General features: G+C 42.2%; 14 protein-coding genes. 11 read left to right on the forward strand and 3 right to left on the reverse strand.

Features of this window, described 5'->3' with window-relative positions; all coding sequences use genetic code 11:
* The first annotated feature begins 82 nt into the window (after positions 1 to 82).
* Positions 83 to 1144 (forward strand): TerC/Alx family metal homeostasis membrane protein, encoded by a 1062-nt coding sequence (locus WAA15_RS16795; protein ID WP_337043967.1) that lies wholly within the window; start codon positions 83 to 85, stop codon positions 1142 to 1144.
* A 63-nt stretch (positions 1145 to 1207) separates the two neighbouring features.
* Positions 1208 to 1846 (forward strand): transposase, encoded by a 639-nt coding sequence (locus WAA15_RS16800; protein ID WP_337043968.1) that lies wholly within the window; start codon positions 1208 to 1210, stop codon positions 1844 to 1846.
* Between the two features lie 14 nt (positions 1847 to 1860).
* On the opposite strand, the gene WAA15_RS16805 is transcribed toward WAA15_RS16800, so the two are convergent.
* Entirely contained in the window at positions 1861 to 5766 is a 3906-nt protein-coding gene (locus WAA15_RS16805; RefSeq protein WP_337043969.1) for an AAA domain-containing protein, read from the reverse strand.
* Between the two features lie 333 nt (positions 5767 to 6099).
* On the opposite strand from WAA15_RS16805, the gene WAA15_RS16810 reads away from it, so the two are divergent.
* Complete coding sequence (locus tag WAA15_RS16810) at positions 6100 to 8946, forward strand: M16 family metallopeptidase (RefSeq protein ID WP_337043970.1); 2847 nt, start codon at positions 6100 to 6102, stop codon at positions 8944 to 8946.
* A 118-nt stretch (positions 8947 to 9064) separates the two neighbouring features.
* Here the strand turns inward: WAA15_RS16810 and WAA15_RS16815 are convergent, their stop codons facing one another.
* Positions 9065 to 9688, reverse strand: a complete 624-nt coding sequence (locus WAA15_RS16815) for a TetR/AcrR family transcriptional regulator (RefSeq protein WP_337043971.1) — start codon at positions 9686 to 9688, stop codon at positions 9065 to 9067.
* A 121-nt stretch (positions 9689 to 9809) separates the two neighbouring features.
* Complete coding sequence (locus tag WAA15_RS16820) at positions 9810 to 11045, reverse strand: PQQ-dependent sugar dehydrogenase (protein WP_442892806.1); 1236 nt, start codon at positions 11043 to 11045, stop codon at positions 9810 to 9812.
* A 929-nt stretch (positions 11046 to 11974) separates the two neighbouring features.
* Between WAA15_RS16820 and WAA15_RS16825 the strand changes: the two genes are divergently transcribed.
* From WAA15_RS16825 to WAA15_RS16860, 8 genes are all read left to right on the forward strand, one after another.
* Entirely contained in the window at positions 11975 to 13207 is a 1233-nt protein-coding gene (locus tag WAA15_RS16825) for a cysteine dioxygenase (protein ID WP_337043973.1), read from the forward strand.
* 122 nt (positions 13208 to 13329) lie between these two features.
* Positions 13330 to 14853: a hypothetical protein gene (locus WAA15_RS16830; protein ID WP_337043974.1), complete on the forward strand. Its 1524-nt coding sequence runs from the start codon at positions 13330 to 13332 to the stop codon at positions 14851 to 14853.
* A 332-nt stretch (positions 14854 to 15185) separates the two neighbouring features.
* Entirely contained in the window at positions 15186 to 15476 is a 291-nt protein-coding gene (locus WAA15_RS16835; protein WP_337043975.1) for a hypothetical protein, read from the forward strand.
* Positions 15477 to 15486: 10 nt separating this feature from the next.
* Positions 15487 to 15627 (forward strand): hypothetical protein, encoded by a 141-nt coding sequence (locus WAA15_RS16840; RefSeq protein ID WP_337043976.1) that lies wholly within the window; start codon positions 15487 to 15489, stop codon positions 15625 to 15627.
* A 353-nt stretch (positions 15628 to 15980) separates the two neighbouring features.
* A complete protein-coding gene (locus WAA15_RS16845) occupies positions 15981 to 16517 on the forward strand; it encodes a phage tail protein (RefSeq protein WP_337043977.1) in 537 nt (178 codons plus the stop codon).
* A gap of 121 nt (positions 16518 to 16638) precedes the next feature.
* On the forward strand, positions 16639 to 17172 hold the full coding sequence (locus WAA15_RS16850; RefSeq protein WP_337043978.1) for a phage tail protein: 534 nt from the start codon (positions 16639 to 16641) through the stop codon (positions 17170 to 17172).
* 91 nt (positions 17173 to 17263) lie between these two features.
* Positions 17264 to 17803 (forward strand): phage tail protein, encoded by a 540-nt coding sequence (locus WAA15_RS16855; protein ID WP_337043979.1) that lies wholly within the window; start codon positions 17264 to 17266, stop codon positions 17801 to 17803.
* Positions 17804 to 18366: 563 nt separating this feature from the next.
* Positions 18367 to 18903 (forward strand): phage tail protein, encoded by a 537-nt coding sequence (locus WAA15_RS16860; protein WP_337043980.1) that lies wholly within the window; start codon positions 18367 to 18369, stop codon positions 18901 to 18903.
* The last annotated feature ends 77 nt before the right edge of the window (positions 18904 to 18980 follow it).

Below are 18980 nucleotides of genomic sequence, written 5' to 3' on the forward strand. Positions count from 1 at the left end.
CCTATTGTGAAAAGGCAAACAGAATGCCAAAGGTCTCATAACTATTATTTAAATACTGTATTTATTTTATTCATTGATTAATATGACATTATCGAGCGAAACTATTTTTTTTATAGGATTTTCAATTTTTGTAGCGTTTGTAATGGCGCTCGACCTAGGGGCTTTCAGTAAGTCAAAAAGCCATGTAGTAAGTTTTAAAGAGGCGGGTATCTGGAGTGCCGTCTGGGTTACGCTGGCGTTAGGCTTCTTCGTTTTTATACGTCAGTATGGTTACCTGATTCATGACATCAGTAATATTGCGCATTTGCAAGAGGTAAAGGAACGTTACTATGAGTCGCTGAAACTTCCTCCTAATTTTGAGGTAGCACTCCGCGCTTTTCAGAATAGCATGGCTATTGATTATCTGACGGGCTATCTGACCGAATATTCGCTGTCTATTGATAATATTTTTGTGTTTATTCTCATCTTTAACTCTTTTGGTGTGAATAAAAGGTATTATAAAAAAGTATTGGTGTGGGGTATTCTGGGGTCTGTGGTGTTGCGTTTTGTGTTTATTTTTGTAGGTGCGGCTTTAATTCAGGAGTTCGACTGGATTCTGTACATCTTCGGTGCCTTCCTGATTTATACCGGAGTTAAAATCTTGTGGGATAATGGTGAGGAGGAGCAAATCGACCCGGCGCATCATCCGATAGTAAAATTTGCTTCTAAATATTTGAATGTCTATAAACGTAATGTAACCGACCATTTTCTGGTGTTTAATCACCGTTATAAAAAGTGGTACATTACTCCGCTGTTTTTGGTAATGCTCGTAATTGCAGGTACTGACGTGGTTTTTGCAGTAGACTCTATTCCGGCTATTTTTTCTATTACCAAAGACCCCTACATTGTTTTCTTTTCTAATGTGTTTGCTATTATGGGGCTTCGGTCGATGTTTTTCTTCTTGGCTAGTATCATGGGGCTGTTCCGCTTCCTGAAATATGGTTTAGGGGTTTTACTATCGTTTATCGGGGTGAAAATGCTTTTACATCACCAGTTAATGGCTCTTGGGTTTACGAATGTGCATTCATTGATAGTTATTGTGGGTATTCTGGCGGTAAGTGTAGGGGCTAGTGTGCTGTTTCCTGTGAAGAAACAGGCGGATTGAGGCGTATCACGGAATGGTATTCCGTGACTAACCTGTACCAAATAATTGCTGTGAAACCACCCTATGAAAACACATTACCGAAGGTATCTGCCACATATTCTTCCGCCAGACGAAAGGCTTTTTATAACCTTTCGTCTGGCAAATTCTTTACCTAAAGAAGTAATACTACAATTAATGACCGAGAAAAACAGGGCAGAAGCCCAGATTAGAACAGCCATTATTGATGATATTACGCAAAAAGCCGAACTATACAAGGCGCAAAAAAGATATTTTGCAAGGTTCGATACCTACCTGCATCAGTGTTTAAATGAGGTAAAGTGGTTAGGCATCAATGCTGTGGCAGATGTATTGGCAGAAGCCTTGCATTACCGCGATACAAAATATTATGAGCTTCATGCGTTTTGCATTATGCCCAATCATGTGCACGTGCTGTTAACGTCTACCATTCATAAAGAAGGGTTTTTTAGAGTGTTACAATCGCTGAAACGGCATACCGCCCGAAAATCGAATGAGTTACTCGACCTCACAGGCCATACTTTCTGGGCTGAAGAAAGCTACGACCACGTAGTGCGTGACGATACCGAATTTAAAAGAATTATTGAGTACATTGTTCAGAACCCCGTGCAGGCGGGTCTTGTACCTGACTGGCAAAACTGGAAATATACCTATGTGTCAGAAAATGTAAAAAGCTGGCTCCTGTAAGAACACACGGAATATCATTCCGTGTTACGACTCCAAAGCCTTTCAAAGCGCCAGCCCTTATGCCGCAGACTTATCGGCAGATAAGCGTGCGCATCTTTCGGCGAGATACTCTCATAATACAAATCATCATCCGTCAGAATAAGCGACTCATACGCCCCATTCGCCTTCACCGTTACATCCGCAAAAGGCAGTTCCAGGTAATAGCCTGAGTGCTGGCGCACCAGTTGATGTTTCAGAAGCCAGCGGGTATTAAATTTCTCAGTCGAAAGCGGTTCAGGGGAATAATTTCCCTGCGACACCTCCAACGCATATTCCAGATACCTTTTTAGCAACTTCGGACCCGAATTCTGCGCCTGTTCTACCTGTAACTGGTGCGGCAAAATACTACTCACAATATAAATAAACTCACGGGCGCGCGTAACAGCCACATTCAGTCGGTTTTCCCCACCCATTTGATTCAGGCTACCAAAGTTCATCAGCAATTTACCTTTCAGGTTTGGCGCGTAGCCTACCGAAAAAATCACGATGTCGAACTCATCACCCTGAATATTCTCAATATTTTTAATAACGCCCCAATCCTCGCCCAGTACAGGAGCAATAGTCTGATAAATTAAATCAGCCTGTTTAAAGTTAAAAGTCACCACCCCGATACTCTTTGCCGGAGCCTTTTGCTTCAAATCCTGCACAATTTCCAGTACCCGCTGCGCCTCTGTCGGGTTCGTATTATTTTCCCAGAAGCCATCCAGCTTAATATAACTAATAGCAGGCTGATTTTTGCTGATTTCAGCGTAATGCGGCAATAGTTGCAGCGAATTTTTATAAAAATACCGGTTAGAAAAATCAATAAGGTCGAGCGAGTGGCTCCGATAGTGGCCTTTAAGCCACGTTTGAGGCAAGTATTGTGCCGCTAGGTCGAGCAACGAATCAATTTCCAGAATCGGCTCATCCTCTAAGTCTTCATCATACCTTATCTGATACAAATCAGTAGGCTGTAACTGTTTAGAATCACCAGCAATAACCACCTGTTTACCCCGATAAATAGCCGGAATACCATTTTCGGCAAAACATTGAGAAGCCTCATCGAAAATCACCAAATCGAAAAGCGACTCCGCCGGACTCTGCCCCGATAACGGAAAAATAGCCGATACCGATTCCGGCGAAGCCATCCAGCACGGAATCAGTTTGAATATTTCAGACGAATGATGCTCGAGCAACTTACGAACCGACCACAACTTACGCTTTTTAGTAGTCTGATGCTGCAATTCCCGATAGCTCACCACATTCTGCAAGCGGTTAATCACCAAATCCTGATACGTTTGCTCGCGCAGTTTCAATAACAGAATCTCCTGACTCAACTCCTGCTTTTTCAATACACAATCCTGCAACTCGGTTTCCAGTTGTTCCACCTTTAACGAACTCACCCCCCTCAGAATTGGGTACATAGCCTCAATGTGCTGAGTCCAAGCCAGCCGTAGCGAATTCAGAAAAACCTCCGTTAAAGCACCAGTATCCACCGCCGGATGCTCAAAAGCCAGCAGCCGCGTAACCACCTCCATTTCGGTCGTATAAAAAGCCTCCTGCAAGGTGTCGGCCTCCACCATCAAATCAAAATGCTGTTTCAGATACGCCAGCCGCTCTCCTTTAGCCGCGGGCAAAGCAACAAGGCTCTCAATTTGCTGATAAGACACAAACGCCTGCCATTGCAAGAACAGTTGCTTCGTAGTGGCAATCAATTGCGCTAAATCGCGGTAAGGTTGTACCGAAAAACCCACAGCGTGCGCTAGTATATCGGCCGTTTGGCGTTGAATAAAATCAGTCTGTTGGTAAATAAGATAAGCTTTATTCGCCAATATATAGTGCTGCAATTCCTGTCCGGTTGCCTCCCAGCCGTCAGCCTCATCAATAACAATACCTTTTTTGCCCAGTTTGTCTTTAATATCTTCAAACACCATGCGATTCAGGATTCTCTGTGTCAGCAATTCTAAATCAGTTTTGTTTAACGCCAACCCATTAGCCGCAAGCAAGGCTTCCACCTCCCGTTTATCCTTTGAAAATAATTTCCAGACAAACCAGTTCAGCCCCGACTGGCTGGCAGTATATGCCTGTGTTACCTGTGCCTTCCTGAATAATAAATCTCTGGCCGGAATCCGTTTTTCAATACCCCCATTGGCAAAAAGCTGCTCCAGTTCTGCATAGATTTTTTCTAAATCAAACTGGCGGTTGCTGATATATTTTTTATCCTGAATAATGGCCCTGAAAATCTCCTCAACGTGCCTGTTTGTAAAACAGTCAATAAAGCCTTGCAAGGTTTGTTGGTTAAACTGTTGTAGTTCAACAATAGAAAACAAACGCCCGTGGGTGGCCTGAAAATCAGTAATGGCTTCGATGGTGGCTGTAATAGCTGGCAGGTCAGTAAATGTTCTTTTACTGAACGAATGCCGTAGTTTCCAGAAATCGTAACCCGCCGATGCCCGAAGTCTGGTTTCATATTGCAGAAAGCGGTCAAGTCGGCCTTCAAAGTCAGCCAGTGTATCGAACGGAAACGAGCGGTACAAATCCTGTAAATCAACAGAAGGTTTGTTCAGGCTGCTGCTCAGATACAATTCTTTTACCGAAAGCCCACACACGGTTTCATCAAAGAGCGCATCTTTCAGTGTTTGGAGGTCTTCCGAAATCCGGTCAATCCGGCGGCTGATTTGCGTAAAGTTCCGTTCCAGAAAAATAGCATCAAGCCCTTTGTTTTTTTTCTGGTAATCGTCAATTTTTTCTATCTGGCTGGCAATTTTCTCATAAAGCCCCTTGCGGTCATTCTTGAAATCATGAATCAATGCCACAAAATCGGTCATAGCTACCTTTTGCAGCCGCTGGTATACGGTGTCTAGGGCTACACGTTTCTGGCAAACCACCAATACCTTTTTACCTCTGGCTGTAAAATCAGCAATCAGGTTGGCAATCAACTGTGATTTACCCGTACCCGGAGGGCCCTGCACCACAATCGAATACCCTTCTTTTACCTGTTTAATGGCTTCTTCCTGCGAGGCATCAATAGCAAAAGGTAAAAAAGCATTTTCTTCCTTGAAAACTACTTTAGGTTCAGGCAAAGTAGCGTGCCGAAACAACTTCTCGAAGGTATCCAGTTCATACTGCCCTAGTTCGGCATTTTTAATAAGCTCTTCGTAGTCAGGCACCAGATAAGAACCCGCCTGCGGAAAAATACCCAGCACCGCTTGCGGATGTAACTTTAACTCGCCGTTGCGTTCGGCAGCGTCCAGTTCGGTTTTAGCAAATTTCTCGAAGTCAACCAACTGATTCGTAAAAAGCTGCTGATTAAAATTAATCTCAAACGGGCTGTCTTTCAGTAACTCATAAAGCTGCGTACGAAACGCCAGACTATCCTTATCAAAATCTTCAAACGATTTTTCGAGCCATTCGTCGGGCAGTTTTATCTGGTTAAAATAAGAATAAGCCAACAAAAAACTCCTGTTAAGGCTCACGGGTTCGTCGCGTTGTTCCAGAATCCATTTTTTGCCATTGTTTTTCAGCGTTACCGGAAAAAACAAAAGCGGACACCGAACCGTAGTGCCGTCCGAGAACTTGCCTTTTACGAACGGGTAAGCTACGTAAAGGTCTTTTGCCCCTCGTTCTTCCTCAATAAAGTTTTCGGTGCGGGCAATTTTCCGCAGGCGTTTGCTAACCTCGTTTACCTTTTCAAAGCGGCTATCCTGCACATCGCATAAGGGAATCTGGTTTTTCTGGCTAATCAACTGATGAATGTAGTCGAACGAAGGTTTGTTATCCAGAAAATTCAGGCTGTGTAAATCAATAAACTGCTCCTGAGGTAAACTTAACAGTAGAAGTGACCTGTTACGTGAAGTAAGATTCGTCAGCCGACGAAGATATGTTTTTAATAATTTCTGCAATTGATTCTTTAATACCGCGTGTTATTGCTGTCTGTAAATATTTTGTCTTTTCTCAAACGAGTTTTACGGCCTTTATAGTATTTGAGCCTTTTCAAAGGGCTAGTAGTAAATTCAGCCGTAAGCAAAGCATAAAACCATGCACTGTTTTATTAACAAATATAAGCCATTCATACAACTTTAACACAACTTAACACTTTTCGTTTGGAATGAATAATTTCAACTATTTATTTCGTTATACCAAAATTAAAACAACAAAAATAGGTGTAAGCTAAATACTTATGCTTATTTTGGCGTTTCTATGTATTTATTTACTCACACTATTTCCTCAAAATTATGTTTAAAACCTACCGACACCTCCCGTTCAGGCAGATAGCTATTACTTTGCTTGTGGGTATTTTCTTGTTAGGTGGCAATGCCTTTGCCCAGAAAAAGAAGAAAAAAGGAGACGAGGCTACAAAAGATGAAAAGCCTGTTATTTCAGACCCTGTAAAAGTTACGTCTGTTGAAGGAATCACCGAATACGTACTAGGCAACGGACTAAAAGTATTGATGTTTCCTGACCCCTCAAAACAGACCATTACCGTAAATATTACCTATCTGGTAGGTTCGCGGCATGAAGGCTACGGCGAAACCGGAATGGCCCACCTGCTCGAACACATGGTATTTAAAGGGTCAACCAAACATACTAATATCCCGCAGGAGCTAACCGACCACGGCGCACGCCCCAACGGAACCACTTGGCTCGACCGTACCAATTACTTTGAAACTTTTTCGGCTACGGACGAAAACCTTAAATGGGCTTTAGACCTTGAGTCGGACAGAATGGTGAACTCGTTCATTAAAAAAGAAGACCTCGAAAAAGAGTTTTCAGTAGTAAGAAACGAATTTGAAATGGGCGAAAACGACCCCGAAAGCGTATTGAGCGAAAGAGTAATTTCGACGGCCTTCCTATGGCATAATTATGGTAACTCAACTATCGGCTCACGCGAGGACATCGAACGCGTGCCTATTGATAACCTGAAAGCATTTTATCAGAAATACTACCAGCCCGACAACGCAGTGCTACTGGTAGCCGGAAAAATCGATGAAGCTAAAACACTTAAACTGGTAAACGAGTATTTCGGGAGCATTCCGCGCCCAACACGTGTACTACAACCTACCTATACCGTTGAGCCTACGCAGGACGGCGAACGCTCGGTAGTATTGCGCCGTGTTGGAGACGTGCAGGCCATTGGCGTGGCGTATCATATTTGTGCCAGTAGCCACCCCGATTATCCGGCACTGGATATTCTGCAAACTATTCTTACCTCCGAGCCGGCAGGTAAAATTTATAAAGCCCTTGTTGAAACCAAAAAGGCTTCTAACCAGTATGCCTACTCTTTCACTAATAAAGACCCGACGTTCATTTATTTCGGTGCCTCTGTATTGAAAGACAAAGATTTGGAAGATGCCAAAAAGACCATGCTCGCTACCCTTGATGCCGTTAGCACAATGGAAATAACCAAAGAAGATGTTGAGCGTGCAAAGAATGAAATCCTGAAGTCGCTTGAATTAACGTTGCGTAATACCGAAAGAGCCGGCTTACAAATGAGCGAATACATTGGCGCAGGCGACTGGCGGCTGGCGTTCATCTACCGTGACGGTATCGAGAAAATAAAACCCGAAGACGTTATTCGGGTAGCCAAGTTCTACTTCAAGCCTTCAAACCGTACTATTGGTTTGTTTATGCCAGAAGAAACCCCCGACCGCGTAAAAGTACCAGAAGCACCAAACGTTGATGATTTGGTGAAAAACTACAAAGGTCGTGCCGTAGTAGCACAAGGCGAGGCTTTCGACCCATCGCCGTCAAATATCGAAAACCGCACCAAACGCGGGCAAGAACCTAACGGACTTGAGTACGCCCTGTTGCAAAAAACTACTCGTGGCAATACAGTAAGAGCCAATATTACGCTAAGAATTGGCGACGAACAGAGCTTGCAGAACAAGCAAACCATTGCTTCGTTTACGGCTTCAATGCTCAACAAAGGCACTAAAAACCTGAGCCGCCAGCAAATTAAAGATAGCCTTGATAAAATCAAGTCACAGGTGTTTGTGGGCGGAGGCGGAAACTCAATCTCGGTCAATATCGAGTCGAGCCGCGCTAATTTGCCTAAAGCCTTAGCTATTGTAACCGATATTCTGAAAAACCCTGTGTTTGATGCCAACGAGTTTGAAAAACTCAGACAAGAAAGCATTGCACAGATAGAATCACAGAAAAGTGACCCACAAGGGCTGGCTTTTACTACTTTTCAACGTACCATGAATCCGTATCCGAAAACAGATGTTCGGTATGTAGGAACCCTCGACGAGCAACTGGAAAACGTAAAAAATGTTAAACTGGAAGATGTAAAGAAATTCTATACTGATTTTTACGGTGCTTCGGCGGCTACGGTTTCAGTAGTAGGCGATTTCGATGAAGCAGCCATTAAAAACATTATCAGTTCTTCGCTCGGTACATGGAAAAGCCCCGTTCCGTTCAAACGTATTCAAGCCGTTTATCAGGACATAGCCCCAAGCAATAACGCTATCAAAACGCCCGACAAAGCCAATGCGCTATTTCTGGCTGGTTTGAACCTACCTTTACAAGACACCGACCCCGACTATCCGGCCCTTATTATGGGTAACTATATGCTTGGTGGTGGTTTCTTGAGTTCACGTCTGGCTGTAAGAATCCGTCAGAAAGAAGGTATCAGCTATGGTGTTGGTTCTCAGCTATCGGGCGCACCTTTCGATAAATCAGGTAATTTCATGACCTACGCCATTTACGCGCCTGAAAACGCCGATAAACTCGAAAAAGCCTTCTACGAAGAAATGAACAAAGTAGTAACCGAAGGCTTTACAGAAGACGAACTGAAAGCCGCTAAATCGGGTTGGTTACAAAGCCGTAGTGTGTCACGCTCGCAGGATAACGAATTATCCGCACGGTTGAATAGCTACCTGTACTACGACAGAACGCTGGCTTTTGATGCCGATTTCGAGAAAAAAGTTGAGGCACTCACAGTTGACCAAGTAAATGCCGCACTCAAAAAATTCATTGACCCTAAGAAAATCACTATCGTAAAAGCAGGTGATTTCGATAAAAAAGCTACTGGCACACCAGCAGGTTCAGCCGCGGGGGTTTCGGGTAGTGGTAAAAATTAATAGCAGGTATTAACTTGCACTTAAACAAACAAAGGCAGCCCTAAAGCTGCCTTTGTTTATAAAAACCTGTTTTAATACACTTATTGTGTCAAATCATCTATTACCTTCTGCTCCGTAGTTAGGTGCTTGGCATTAAGGCTTTGTATTCTTCAAGCCCTTTTTCGGTCAGGTAAGGCACAATCAGCGTAAAAGCCATATTGAGGTAATATTGCAGTTTATCTTCTTCGCGCCCTTCATACAATACCTCGGCACTGAGCAACCAGAATTCGCTGATAATAAAAAGCTGATTAAAAAAGTTTTCATACTGGCCATCAATAATATCTGTTTTCAGAAATCCCGCGGCAATCCCTGTATCAATACACATCTTGAAAAACGCCCGCCGGCTTTTAACCAGATTCCGGTGTTTTAGTTTAAGGTTTTCGTTCCGTCGGGTAAGGCTCACAAAATCCTGTATCAGAAACTTGTATTTATATAATTTCCCAAACACAAAAGCCGAAGTTTCAGAGAGTGTTTTCAGGCTGAGTGTGGCAAATAAAGTGGGGTCATAAAGCCTTGTATTTAATTCTTCAATCAGTTGGTCGTAGAGCGTTTCGGCAATGGCATCGGTATTCGGGAAATGATAACACAAATTTCCGTGGCTTATGCCCAGTTCTTTGGCAATATGCCTTACTGTAACCGTTTCCACGCCAAACTCATTAAATAATTGTAGAGAAGTCTGGAGGATACGCTGCTTGGTGGTCATGAAATTAAAATTTCACGAAGTTACAAATAATCGTTAGAACATTTGTACTAAGCTACCAAAACCCGCGCGCAAATACATAACTACCCCTTTAGGCCATGAACCCAAAGGGGTGAAACTGGCCTTATTTCTTATAAATTCTATACAAACGCCCCTGGTCGGTAATGGCATACAAAGCCCCGTCTTTTCCTTGCGTAATATCACGAAAACGTTGGTGTTCGGGTTCAAGGAGCCTTTCTTCGCCTATAACCTTGTTGTTTTCAATCACTAGTCGAGCAATGTGCATACTGCTCAGGCAGGCAAGAAACAGGTTATTCTGCCACTCGGGTATATCACTGCCGCTATAAAATGTCATCCCACTAGGCGACACAACAGGGTCCCAGTAGTATACGGGTTGTTCAAGCCCTTCTTTCTGCTGAATCCCTTCACCTACTTTATCACCCTTATATTCAATGCCATACGTAATGGTAGGCCAGCCGTAATTCTTACCCGCCTCAATTCTGTTCAGTTCGTCGCCTCCTCTGGGGCCAAATTCGTTTTCCCATAAATCGCCCGTAGTAGGGTGCAGTGCAAGCCCTTGCACATTGCGGTGGCCATACGAGTATATTTCGGCACGGTTATCTGCTTTTCCGGCAAAAGGATTCCCGCTGGCAGGTTTTCCGTCGGTCGTTATTCGCAGGATTTTCCCTAACGCCGAATTTAAAAACTGAGCCTGCGGTCTGGTTTCAAGGTCTGACCGCTCTCCGGTACTCACAATCAGATTCCCGTTTTTATCGAACAAAATTCTACCGCCATAATGCAAATCTCCATCATAGGCTGGCGTTGCCCTGTAAATAACGGTAGCACCTTCAATTTTTTTCTCATCGGCCGAAAGTTTCCCCTTCGCTACGGCCGTCAGGTTACCATCAGGGCGTTTTTCTGAAAACACCCAATAAACCATCCGATTACTGGCAAAAGAAGGGTCAAGGCATAAGCCCAGCAATCCCCCTTGCCCGTCAGCGTTTACCTTCAGAAGCCCCGTAATAGGTTCGCTCAGGGTTCCGGTAGTAGTAGCAATGCGCATAGTTCCCTTTTTTTCGGTAATCAGCAAGCGGCCGTCAGGCAGGCTCGTAATTCCCCACGGACTCTCCAGTTCGTTGGTCAGCACCTTTCCCTCATAAGCTGTTTTCGATTTCACCGCCGTTATGCGGGTCTGGCCTGAAAAAGCAGGCTTGTAGTCGGTATTAGGTTTCTGGGTCTCAACCGATAGCGACATACTATCTGCATTGCTTGCACTGTTCAATTGGGTTGAAGCATTATTGCCGCAGGAACAGAGGCCCACCAGCGCGGCTGAAAAGAGTGTCAGAATTACTTTGTTCATGTTTTTCATTGTTTGTGTGATACATTCAGAGAAGCCTCAGAAAAGCCCATACTGATTTTAATAGCAATAACTAAATTCAGCAGCAATTGTCTGTGTTCAGGATAAAAAAACTCAAAAAAGCCTTGTTTAATATAAAAAATGGCTTCAAGGTGCGTGTTTTTGTGCTAATGAAGGGGTGTAACCTTTTCAAACAACAAGTAGCTTTCGGCATGAGTGGTACTTCCAATGTTTTCTATAAATACCTCCCGAAGTATGGGGGAGAGGTATTTTTTTCCGAAAAAAAAATATTCAAATCTGGGTATCGATTCTTTTTTTTATTTACTTGCAAACACAAACCCGTAACCAAACGTTTACTTGTTTGTAGCCGTGTTGGGTAAGCTAAATAAAATTTTATAAGCATAACAACCGTTGTTGGCATAAATTTTGAAAAGTATTTTATGTCTTTTAATGCCTTAAAAAAGGCAAATGCGTTGTGACCATAAGTGAGAGCCTGCTCTTTTCTTATCTGTTAGTTGTTTTTTAGATAATTGTTTACTAAAACCATAACCACTATACCTGATACTATGAATAAACAACTTGTTTTGCCTGACTTTTCATATAAAGAAAAATATCCCGTTTCATAAAATGTAAATGCTGTGGCTATAAGTCCCAGATAATTAAATATACCCGTTAGAAGTATTCAGGCATGACTCCGGCCATGCTGCCAATTTGGTTTATTACTTCTGGCGAACAGTTCTTTTTAAAACAGATTTTTCGGAATCTGTTCAGACCAAACTCCTATAACAGAAAAATATTGAATGCCTGAAAGCATTTAAACAAATGCGTTATGCCCTGACTTTCGGCTATACCGATACCTGTGCGTAGTGCATGAAACAAAAATTATTCGTTCAAATTTTAACGAAGGTGCTTCACCTTTACCATGTATAACTATGTCTTTTTCAAATCCTAATTTACAGTTCGTACGGGAGCGCCGCTTCAATACGTCGCCGTTGCTGGCCGAAGAGGCCGCCGAAGAATCGCAGGAACTACTTGACGGCAACCAGCTTAGCCTGATTATTAAAGGCCAGGGAGTGGTTATTTTCAAAGCCGCCACTGCCTTTACCCAAGACACAAACCTGACGGTTGCTTTTCATAATAACTTACAGAGCGCAAGTCTGGCACTTAAACTTGGTGTAGGTAGCATTGTGCTAACTAAAAACGGCAAGCTACTGGCCGAACAAAAACATTCGGGCCTTACAACCAACGACAGAGCCTTTTACTGGATAAGCCTCGACTCACAAAACCATTGTATCAGGTTTGGAGTAGGGGAGGCACGGCTCGAAACCCAGACCTTCGTTTATCAGTTTTCGCCTGATACCAGTATCAAGAAATTCCTTGAAAGTCTGGAATACTTTAACTTCGACAATAACCTTGTGGCTATTCTGAGGGCCTTGCGTGACCCCATTCTGAATAATGTGCCATTAACGGTTAAAAACACCGACGAGCTTACCATGGACATGATAGCCACAAGCGCGGTTATGCCTAAAGCTAATCTTTCAACAGTTGCACAAAAACTTTACGATAACATAGCCGGTAAAAAATTTACCCTCAATACGACTGATTTCCCTGATTTCGCCGAGGCTATCGAATACAGCATTGCCACACCGGGTTGCTGGTGTTACGAAAAACTCAAATCAAAAGCAGGCGAATTTGGCGAAGCTAACCCCAAGAAAGTATACCTCCGTATTACACTAGGGCAGAATGGCGGCGAGTCGCCGGGTATTCCTTACGTCATGGAAATCTGGCCTCCGGGCTGTTATTCGCCTATTCATAACCATGCCGGAGCTAATGCCGTTATACGGGTTCTACATGGGCAAATTAATGTAAGGCTGTTTCCTTATCTGGGCATTGAAGAACCTTTCGGTAACGCAACTTTCTCGGAAGAAGACATCACATGGATTAGCCCCACACTCAACCAGTTTCATAAACTGCAAAACCCCAACGAGCAAGGGCCTACGTGTATCACGATTCAATGCTATATGTACGACGAAAACGACTTAGGGCATTATGACTATTTTGACTACATCGCAGACGACGACGAAATCAAACAATACGAGCCTGATTCAGACATGGATTTTGTTGCATTCAAAAATCTGATTCGCAAGGAATGGGCTGAAAAGTAATTGCGTATATACAATAGGGTTATTTTGAATGAAAAAAAATAACCCTAGCTAAATTATACCAGAAAGGCGTTCCCCGAAAAGCCTGAAATAGAGTAGGGAAAGATAAAACTATTAATCGGACTATGGCTTCTAAAGGAGTCGATTTCTATGCCTTTGTAGCAGAAGGATATGAAATTGAAATTCGTAAAGCTGACGCCGGGAAAAAAGACAATCCCGATGTTCAGCACATACACGGTAGCGGACCACTACGGTTGTTTTCGGAGCATTATGAATTGTACCCTAAAATTTTTCCGCCTTATTATGAAGGCAAGTTTCAGTTTTATGCCAGAAAAGATGGCAAAGAACTATTTGAAAGGTCAATAAGGGTAAATACCCTAACAGGTAATATCGAATCTGACGACATCACTAATATCCGTATTCCTTCAATTGTTGCAGACAATTACAGCCTTTCGTTCGGGCTTTATGATGCCGACAACACCAACCCCAGTTCGCACCAGTTATATGCCACTCTTACGCCCAACAGAAGCAACTGGATGACCCAGTTACTGGCTAAGGCCAAAAGTAAAAACATCAGCCTCGAAAACCTCAGCCTGAGCAAGCTGTTTTTGCCCGGCTCGCACGATGCCGGTATGTATACCGATGTACTGCTGGAAGTATCAAACCTAGCTAATACCCAACGTGACGACATTGCTACACAACTGGCTTTAGGAGCAAGGTATTTTGATTTCAGGCCCGGCAAAGTAACCGGAGAATTTGTGCAGTTTATGCTCGAGGCCCGCCATAACCCCGATGTACTATCAAACACAATAGCAAAGTTCCTGAGCGGAGCCGCTCTTACACTCGTTGAGCTACTTTTTAAAAGCAAACTTAACGAGATAATCGTCTATTTTCAGTCAAAAATCAGTCAAACATCACACATTCATGCCGTAATACCGGGCGAAAGCTATGCCGGATTCATTAAAAATATTGTGAATTTCCTGAGCAAAGAAGCCAACAAACACGAAATTGTGGTTATCAATATTGCCACATCGGGCATTGTAACAGAATTTGAAATACCTAATATCGACAAAACGGAAATCAGAATAAACGGGCAGGATATGCGCGGAAAAAAACTGAAACTCATTGAAATACCTACCAGAGAACAACTATCCGACGAAATAGCATCTATCGTACACGATGCAGGCATCAAGGTAGGCAACAAGGCATCTTTGAAGAAAAACCTTCAGGCTTTAATCAATGATAATGAGCGGCTCATTATACTGAACGAGCCAGTCAGTTGTGCCGACACCTACTCGGACGATTACGAGTCGTACGACTCACAGGTAATAACCCACGAAGTAAAAAAAGTGCTTGGTAGCTCCAATACCAACGATGACCTCGTGAAGCTCCAGCTACAACTCACCGCAACCGGAACCAAACACGGCTATGGAGGTATTATCAGGGCATTGAAAGGAGGTAATAAAAGCACCTCGCCTTTATATGCAACCAAGCCCGCTACCGACTTGCAGTCATATCAGTTATTGCTCAATAGCCTTGACCAGATAAAGGCGCAGCAAGCATTGGTTGTAGCCCAGAATGACTTCTACGACAACGCACTTACAGAAGTAGCCGTTGTTATTAATGAGCATAAATTAGGTTTAAAATAAGCTGTTTTTGAGTAAAAACGGGTTGGGAATATACCATTGTCAGACCAATAAAAAAATACCGCTCAATAACTTTTTTTAGAAAGTCTGTAATTTGCTTGAATAATTGAGTTTTATTTCTTTGTTTTGTTATGCCTAACGGCAAACTTTTGTTTTGATTAGAAGGGAGGCTTCCATGAGTTATTTTAGTTGGATTTTCGCAGCTGGCGAACATCTTTCATAGCTAATCCGAATTCATCAGGAATATTTCTTTTTATCAGATAACAACCTGAAAAGGTCTGGTTTAAATGATATATTTTATAACCACTAAAGCTATAAAAATTATGTGTAAACACGTGGGTACCATAAGCACATTCGTTCACGAATATGCCCCTCAGGAATACATATCTTTTGGCCATAAACAGCTGCCTATTGCTGTAAGCGCAGTTGCTGTTTATACCCACCAAAATACTTATAGCGTTAATGGAATAAATAACTTTATGCTTGAAGATTATGCTCAACGTCTCTCCAAAGGTCAGAAACAAAAATCAGGTTTTATCTCCGTTTTATCAGGCAAAAAAGTACATGCCCAACATTCCCATCTCAATCACAGGTTAAATAAAAAATATAAACTTTACTCATTTTAAAACAGTATCTATGGAAAATCAAGTACAAAAACAATTAGAGCTAAACATCCTGAACGAAAAAAAAACATGGGTAGAACCAGCAATGTCAGAGGTTGACATAAATGGTGGTTCTGCTTCAAATACTCCTGAGGGTTCCTTGTATTACTCATAAGAGTAATGATTAGTGTTTAATAGGGGCAAGCAAACCACCTATTAAACACTAATATTTACAGAGAGCAATTAAAGTTAATAAATTCTCTGTATAAGTTCATTACCAATAGTATAAACATAATGGTAATGAAGTTTTGCAAACAATTATTTGCTAGAATTTAAACCGACCCCTGTTAATCTTTTACGGAAGCCCGAGTTTCGCTCACGTATCATTATTTAGGTAACATGATTGGCTATAAAATACTGATAGTTAATAAACTATCGGGAGGGTGTTTTTTGCTTGATTTTTCCGATATAAACTCAATTAAAACCCAAAATTAAATTATTCTACTCACTTAAAACAGTATATTAAACATGGAAGACTACCTAGGTACCATTAAACTATTTGCCGGAGACTTTCCTCCCAGAAACTATATGTTTTGTAACGGAGATATATTGCCGATAGCTCAGTACTCAGCACTTTTTTCATTAATTGGTGTGCAATTTGGAGGCAATGGTACAACTAATTTCGCTTTGCCAGACCTCAGAGGCCGTTTTGCTCTCGGAGCCGGTCAGGGTAATGGTTTATCTCCACGCCCACAAGGATTAAAAGATGGTGTGGAAACAGTAATACTTACGCAAGAGCAAATGCCTATGCACTACCACGTAGCCAATGGCTTGTCGGGTGGTTTGGAAGTAAATACCCCAACAAACGCCTTTTTGCCTGAGTATCCTAATACTGCAAGAAGATTTTACGCCTCACCAATATCTGGTGAAGAAACAGTAGCAATGAACCCACAGATGATAGGAGCAGAAGGAGGAGGGGCATCACATGATAATATGTCGCCGTATCTGACTTTGAACTATGTCATTTGTTTTGCCGGAGTATTCCCATCAAGACCAGTTGATTGATTGACGACCAAAATTGATGAGCAATTGCCAGCTAACAACTTGGCGTAGCCGCATTTGCAACACAAAACCACTGTTTTATTAACCCAATTTAACATTATTTAAAAATAAACATATTAGTACTATGGAAGACTACATGGGATCTATAAGAATATTTGTTGGTACTTTTGCCCCTAACAACTTTATGTTTTGTGACGGGAAACTACTCTCAATTGCCGAATATGATGCGCTCTTTTCAATAATTGGAACTACTTATGGCGGTGATGGAGTACGTACCTTTGCTTTGCCCGATTACAGAGGTCGTGTTCCGATAGGAATTGGTCAGGGGCCGGGCCTTACCATGCGTGTGCAAGGAGAACGCGCCGGCGTTGAAAACGTTACGCTTTTGTCGCAGCAGATGCCTACCCATAACCATAATTGTTTTGGCCTTTCAAGATCACCAGAAACAAACAATCCGGCAAATGCCTTTTTGCCAACATACCCAAACCCATCAACCAGATTTTACTCAACTCAGGACCCAGGCGACCAACTGCTGCCTATGAACCAACGTGTAGTAGATTTGGCTGGAGGTTCACAGCCACATCCTAATATGCCTCCTTATCTGGCAGTTAATTATATAATTTGTGTGTACGGAATATATCCAACCAGAGCAAACTAATAGAAAGGCTTTATACTAGCCTTATGGCAGGCTTGTTCAGTATCAGTTTACAATTATTTTCATTTGAAATCTATTTTAAATACATAATATTATGGATCAAGAATATATTGGTGTCATCAGAGAGTTCGCAGGACCATGGCTACCGAAAAACTTTTTACCTTGCGATGGCAGATTACTAGCAATTGCTCAGAATCAGGCCCTTTATGCTATTCTGGGGCTTAAGTATGGGGGTGATGGCATAAGAACTTTTGCCTTGCCAGACCTTAGAGGCAGAGGCGCAAATGCGTTTGGAACAGGAGCTAACCCTCCTTTAACTACACGCGTCATAGGAGAACAAGGTGGATTTGAAACCGTAACACTTCAAAAAAGCCAACTTCCAGTGCACAGACACACTTACAATGCCTTATCAGGTGGTGCTGATACCTACACCCCTCTTGGTTCATTTGTGCCGGTATTTACCGATACCACAGTCCCGTTCTATGCTAACGAGCAGTCAGGCGACCAACAACTACAAATGCACCCAGAAACAGTTATGCCAGCAGGTAATTCTCAACCGCATCAGAATATGCAGCCTTATATTGGTTCAAACTATATTATTTGCATAGCGGGTATTTTCCCATCAAGAGGCTAAGGTATAAGCCAATAGATAAGTATTTTTAAGCAGGCGGTTACTTTTAAAGTAACTGCCTGTTAAACAAAACCTCTTTTTAACTGAAGCAAAATTCGTCTTGAGGCTACTCTCTTGAGCTATGAACAGAATACTAGGAAAATACTGTACATACGCAACGGAAAACTCCTGTCTGAATGCTTGTTTTTAATAAAATACAATAAACCTATTATTTATATAAAGTAGACAAACAAAAATTGCTTTAAAATCAATAGCATCAAAAAAGCTTTGTTTTTTGTGCTAGCCCTATATTACGGTACCTCCCACCCATACCAATGTTATTCAGCTACATATTGTATCCTGTATGGATACGTATGCCGGGTATCTCCCGTATGAATGAGCATAACTGCTGTTAACTTCATTCTGGCTTATAGGAGATAACTAATGCTGATACCTGAATAACAGCTTGTTAATTTCTAATCGTATCTGATACCTGAAATACAGTTTACAGCCTGCATTTCAGACAACACTATGCTTTGCCATTACTCAATAAATTTTATTTTTTAACTATTTAAACTTTTACAATTATGGATGATTACGTAGGTTTTATTCGTATGGTTGCTTTTGATTTTGTACCATTTCCTGATAATTACGCTCCTTGCGATGGTAGAGCTGTAAATGTCGGAGAATATCAGGCACTTACGGCCGTAATGTACAATCAGTTTGGAGGTGACGGTCGTACCCAAATTAATTTACCAAACTTGCAAGGTCGTTCGCCAATTGGTGCTACCAATGCAGGAGGTACTATGCCTCAGGCAAAAAAAGGTGGTGTTGAAAATGTATCAATACAGTATTCTGAAATGCCTCGTCACACCCACGTATTCAATGGGCTATCGGGTGGGCTTGAAAAACCCACACCAGGGGGTAATTACTTGCCAGAATATGCCAAAACAACTGCCAAGTTTTATGCCACAGCAGGTACACCAACCCCTATGAATCCTAATGTGTTAGCTCCGGCAGGTGGAGCCACAGCAGGAGTTGCCGTGGCACACGAAAACATGCCTCCATTCCTCGGAATCAATTTTGTAATTTGTAAGGTGGGCAGTTATCCTGTTCATGCTTAATAAACCATTTAAAAAACAATCAATCATAACACTATGGAAGATATTCTAGGTTCAATCAGCATATTTGCTGGTGACTA

The sequence above is a fragment of the Emticicia sp. 17c genome (assembly GCF_037153985.1).
In the GTDB taxonomy this organism is placed as follows: Bacteria; Bacteroidota; Bacteroidia; order Cytophagales; family Spirosomataceae; genus Emticicia.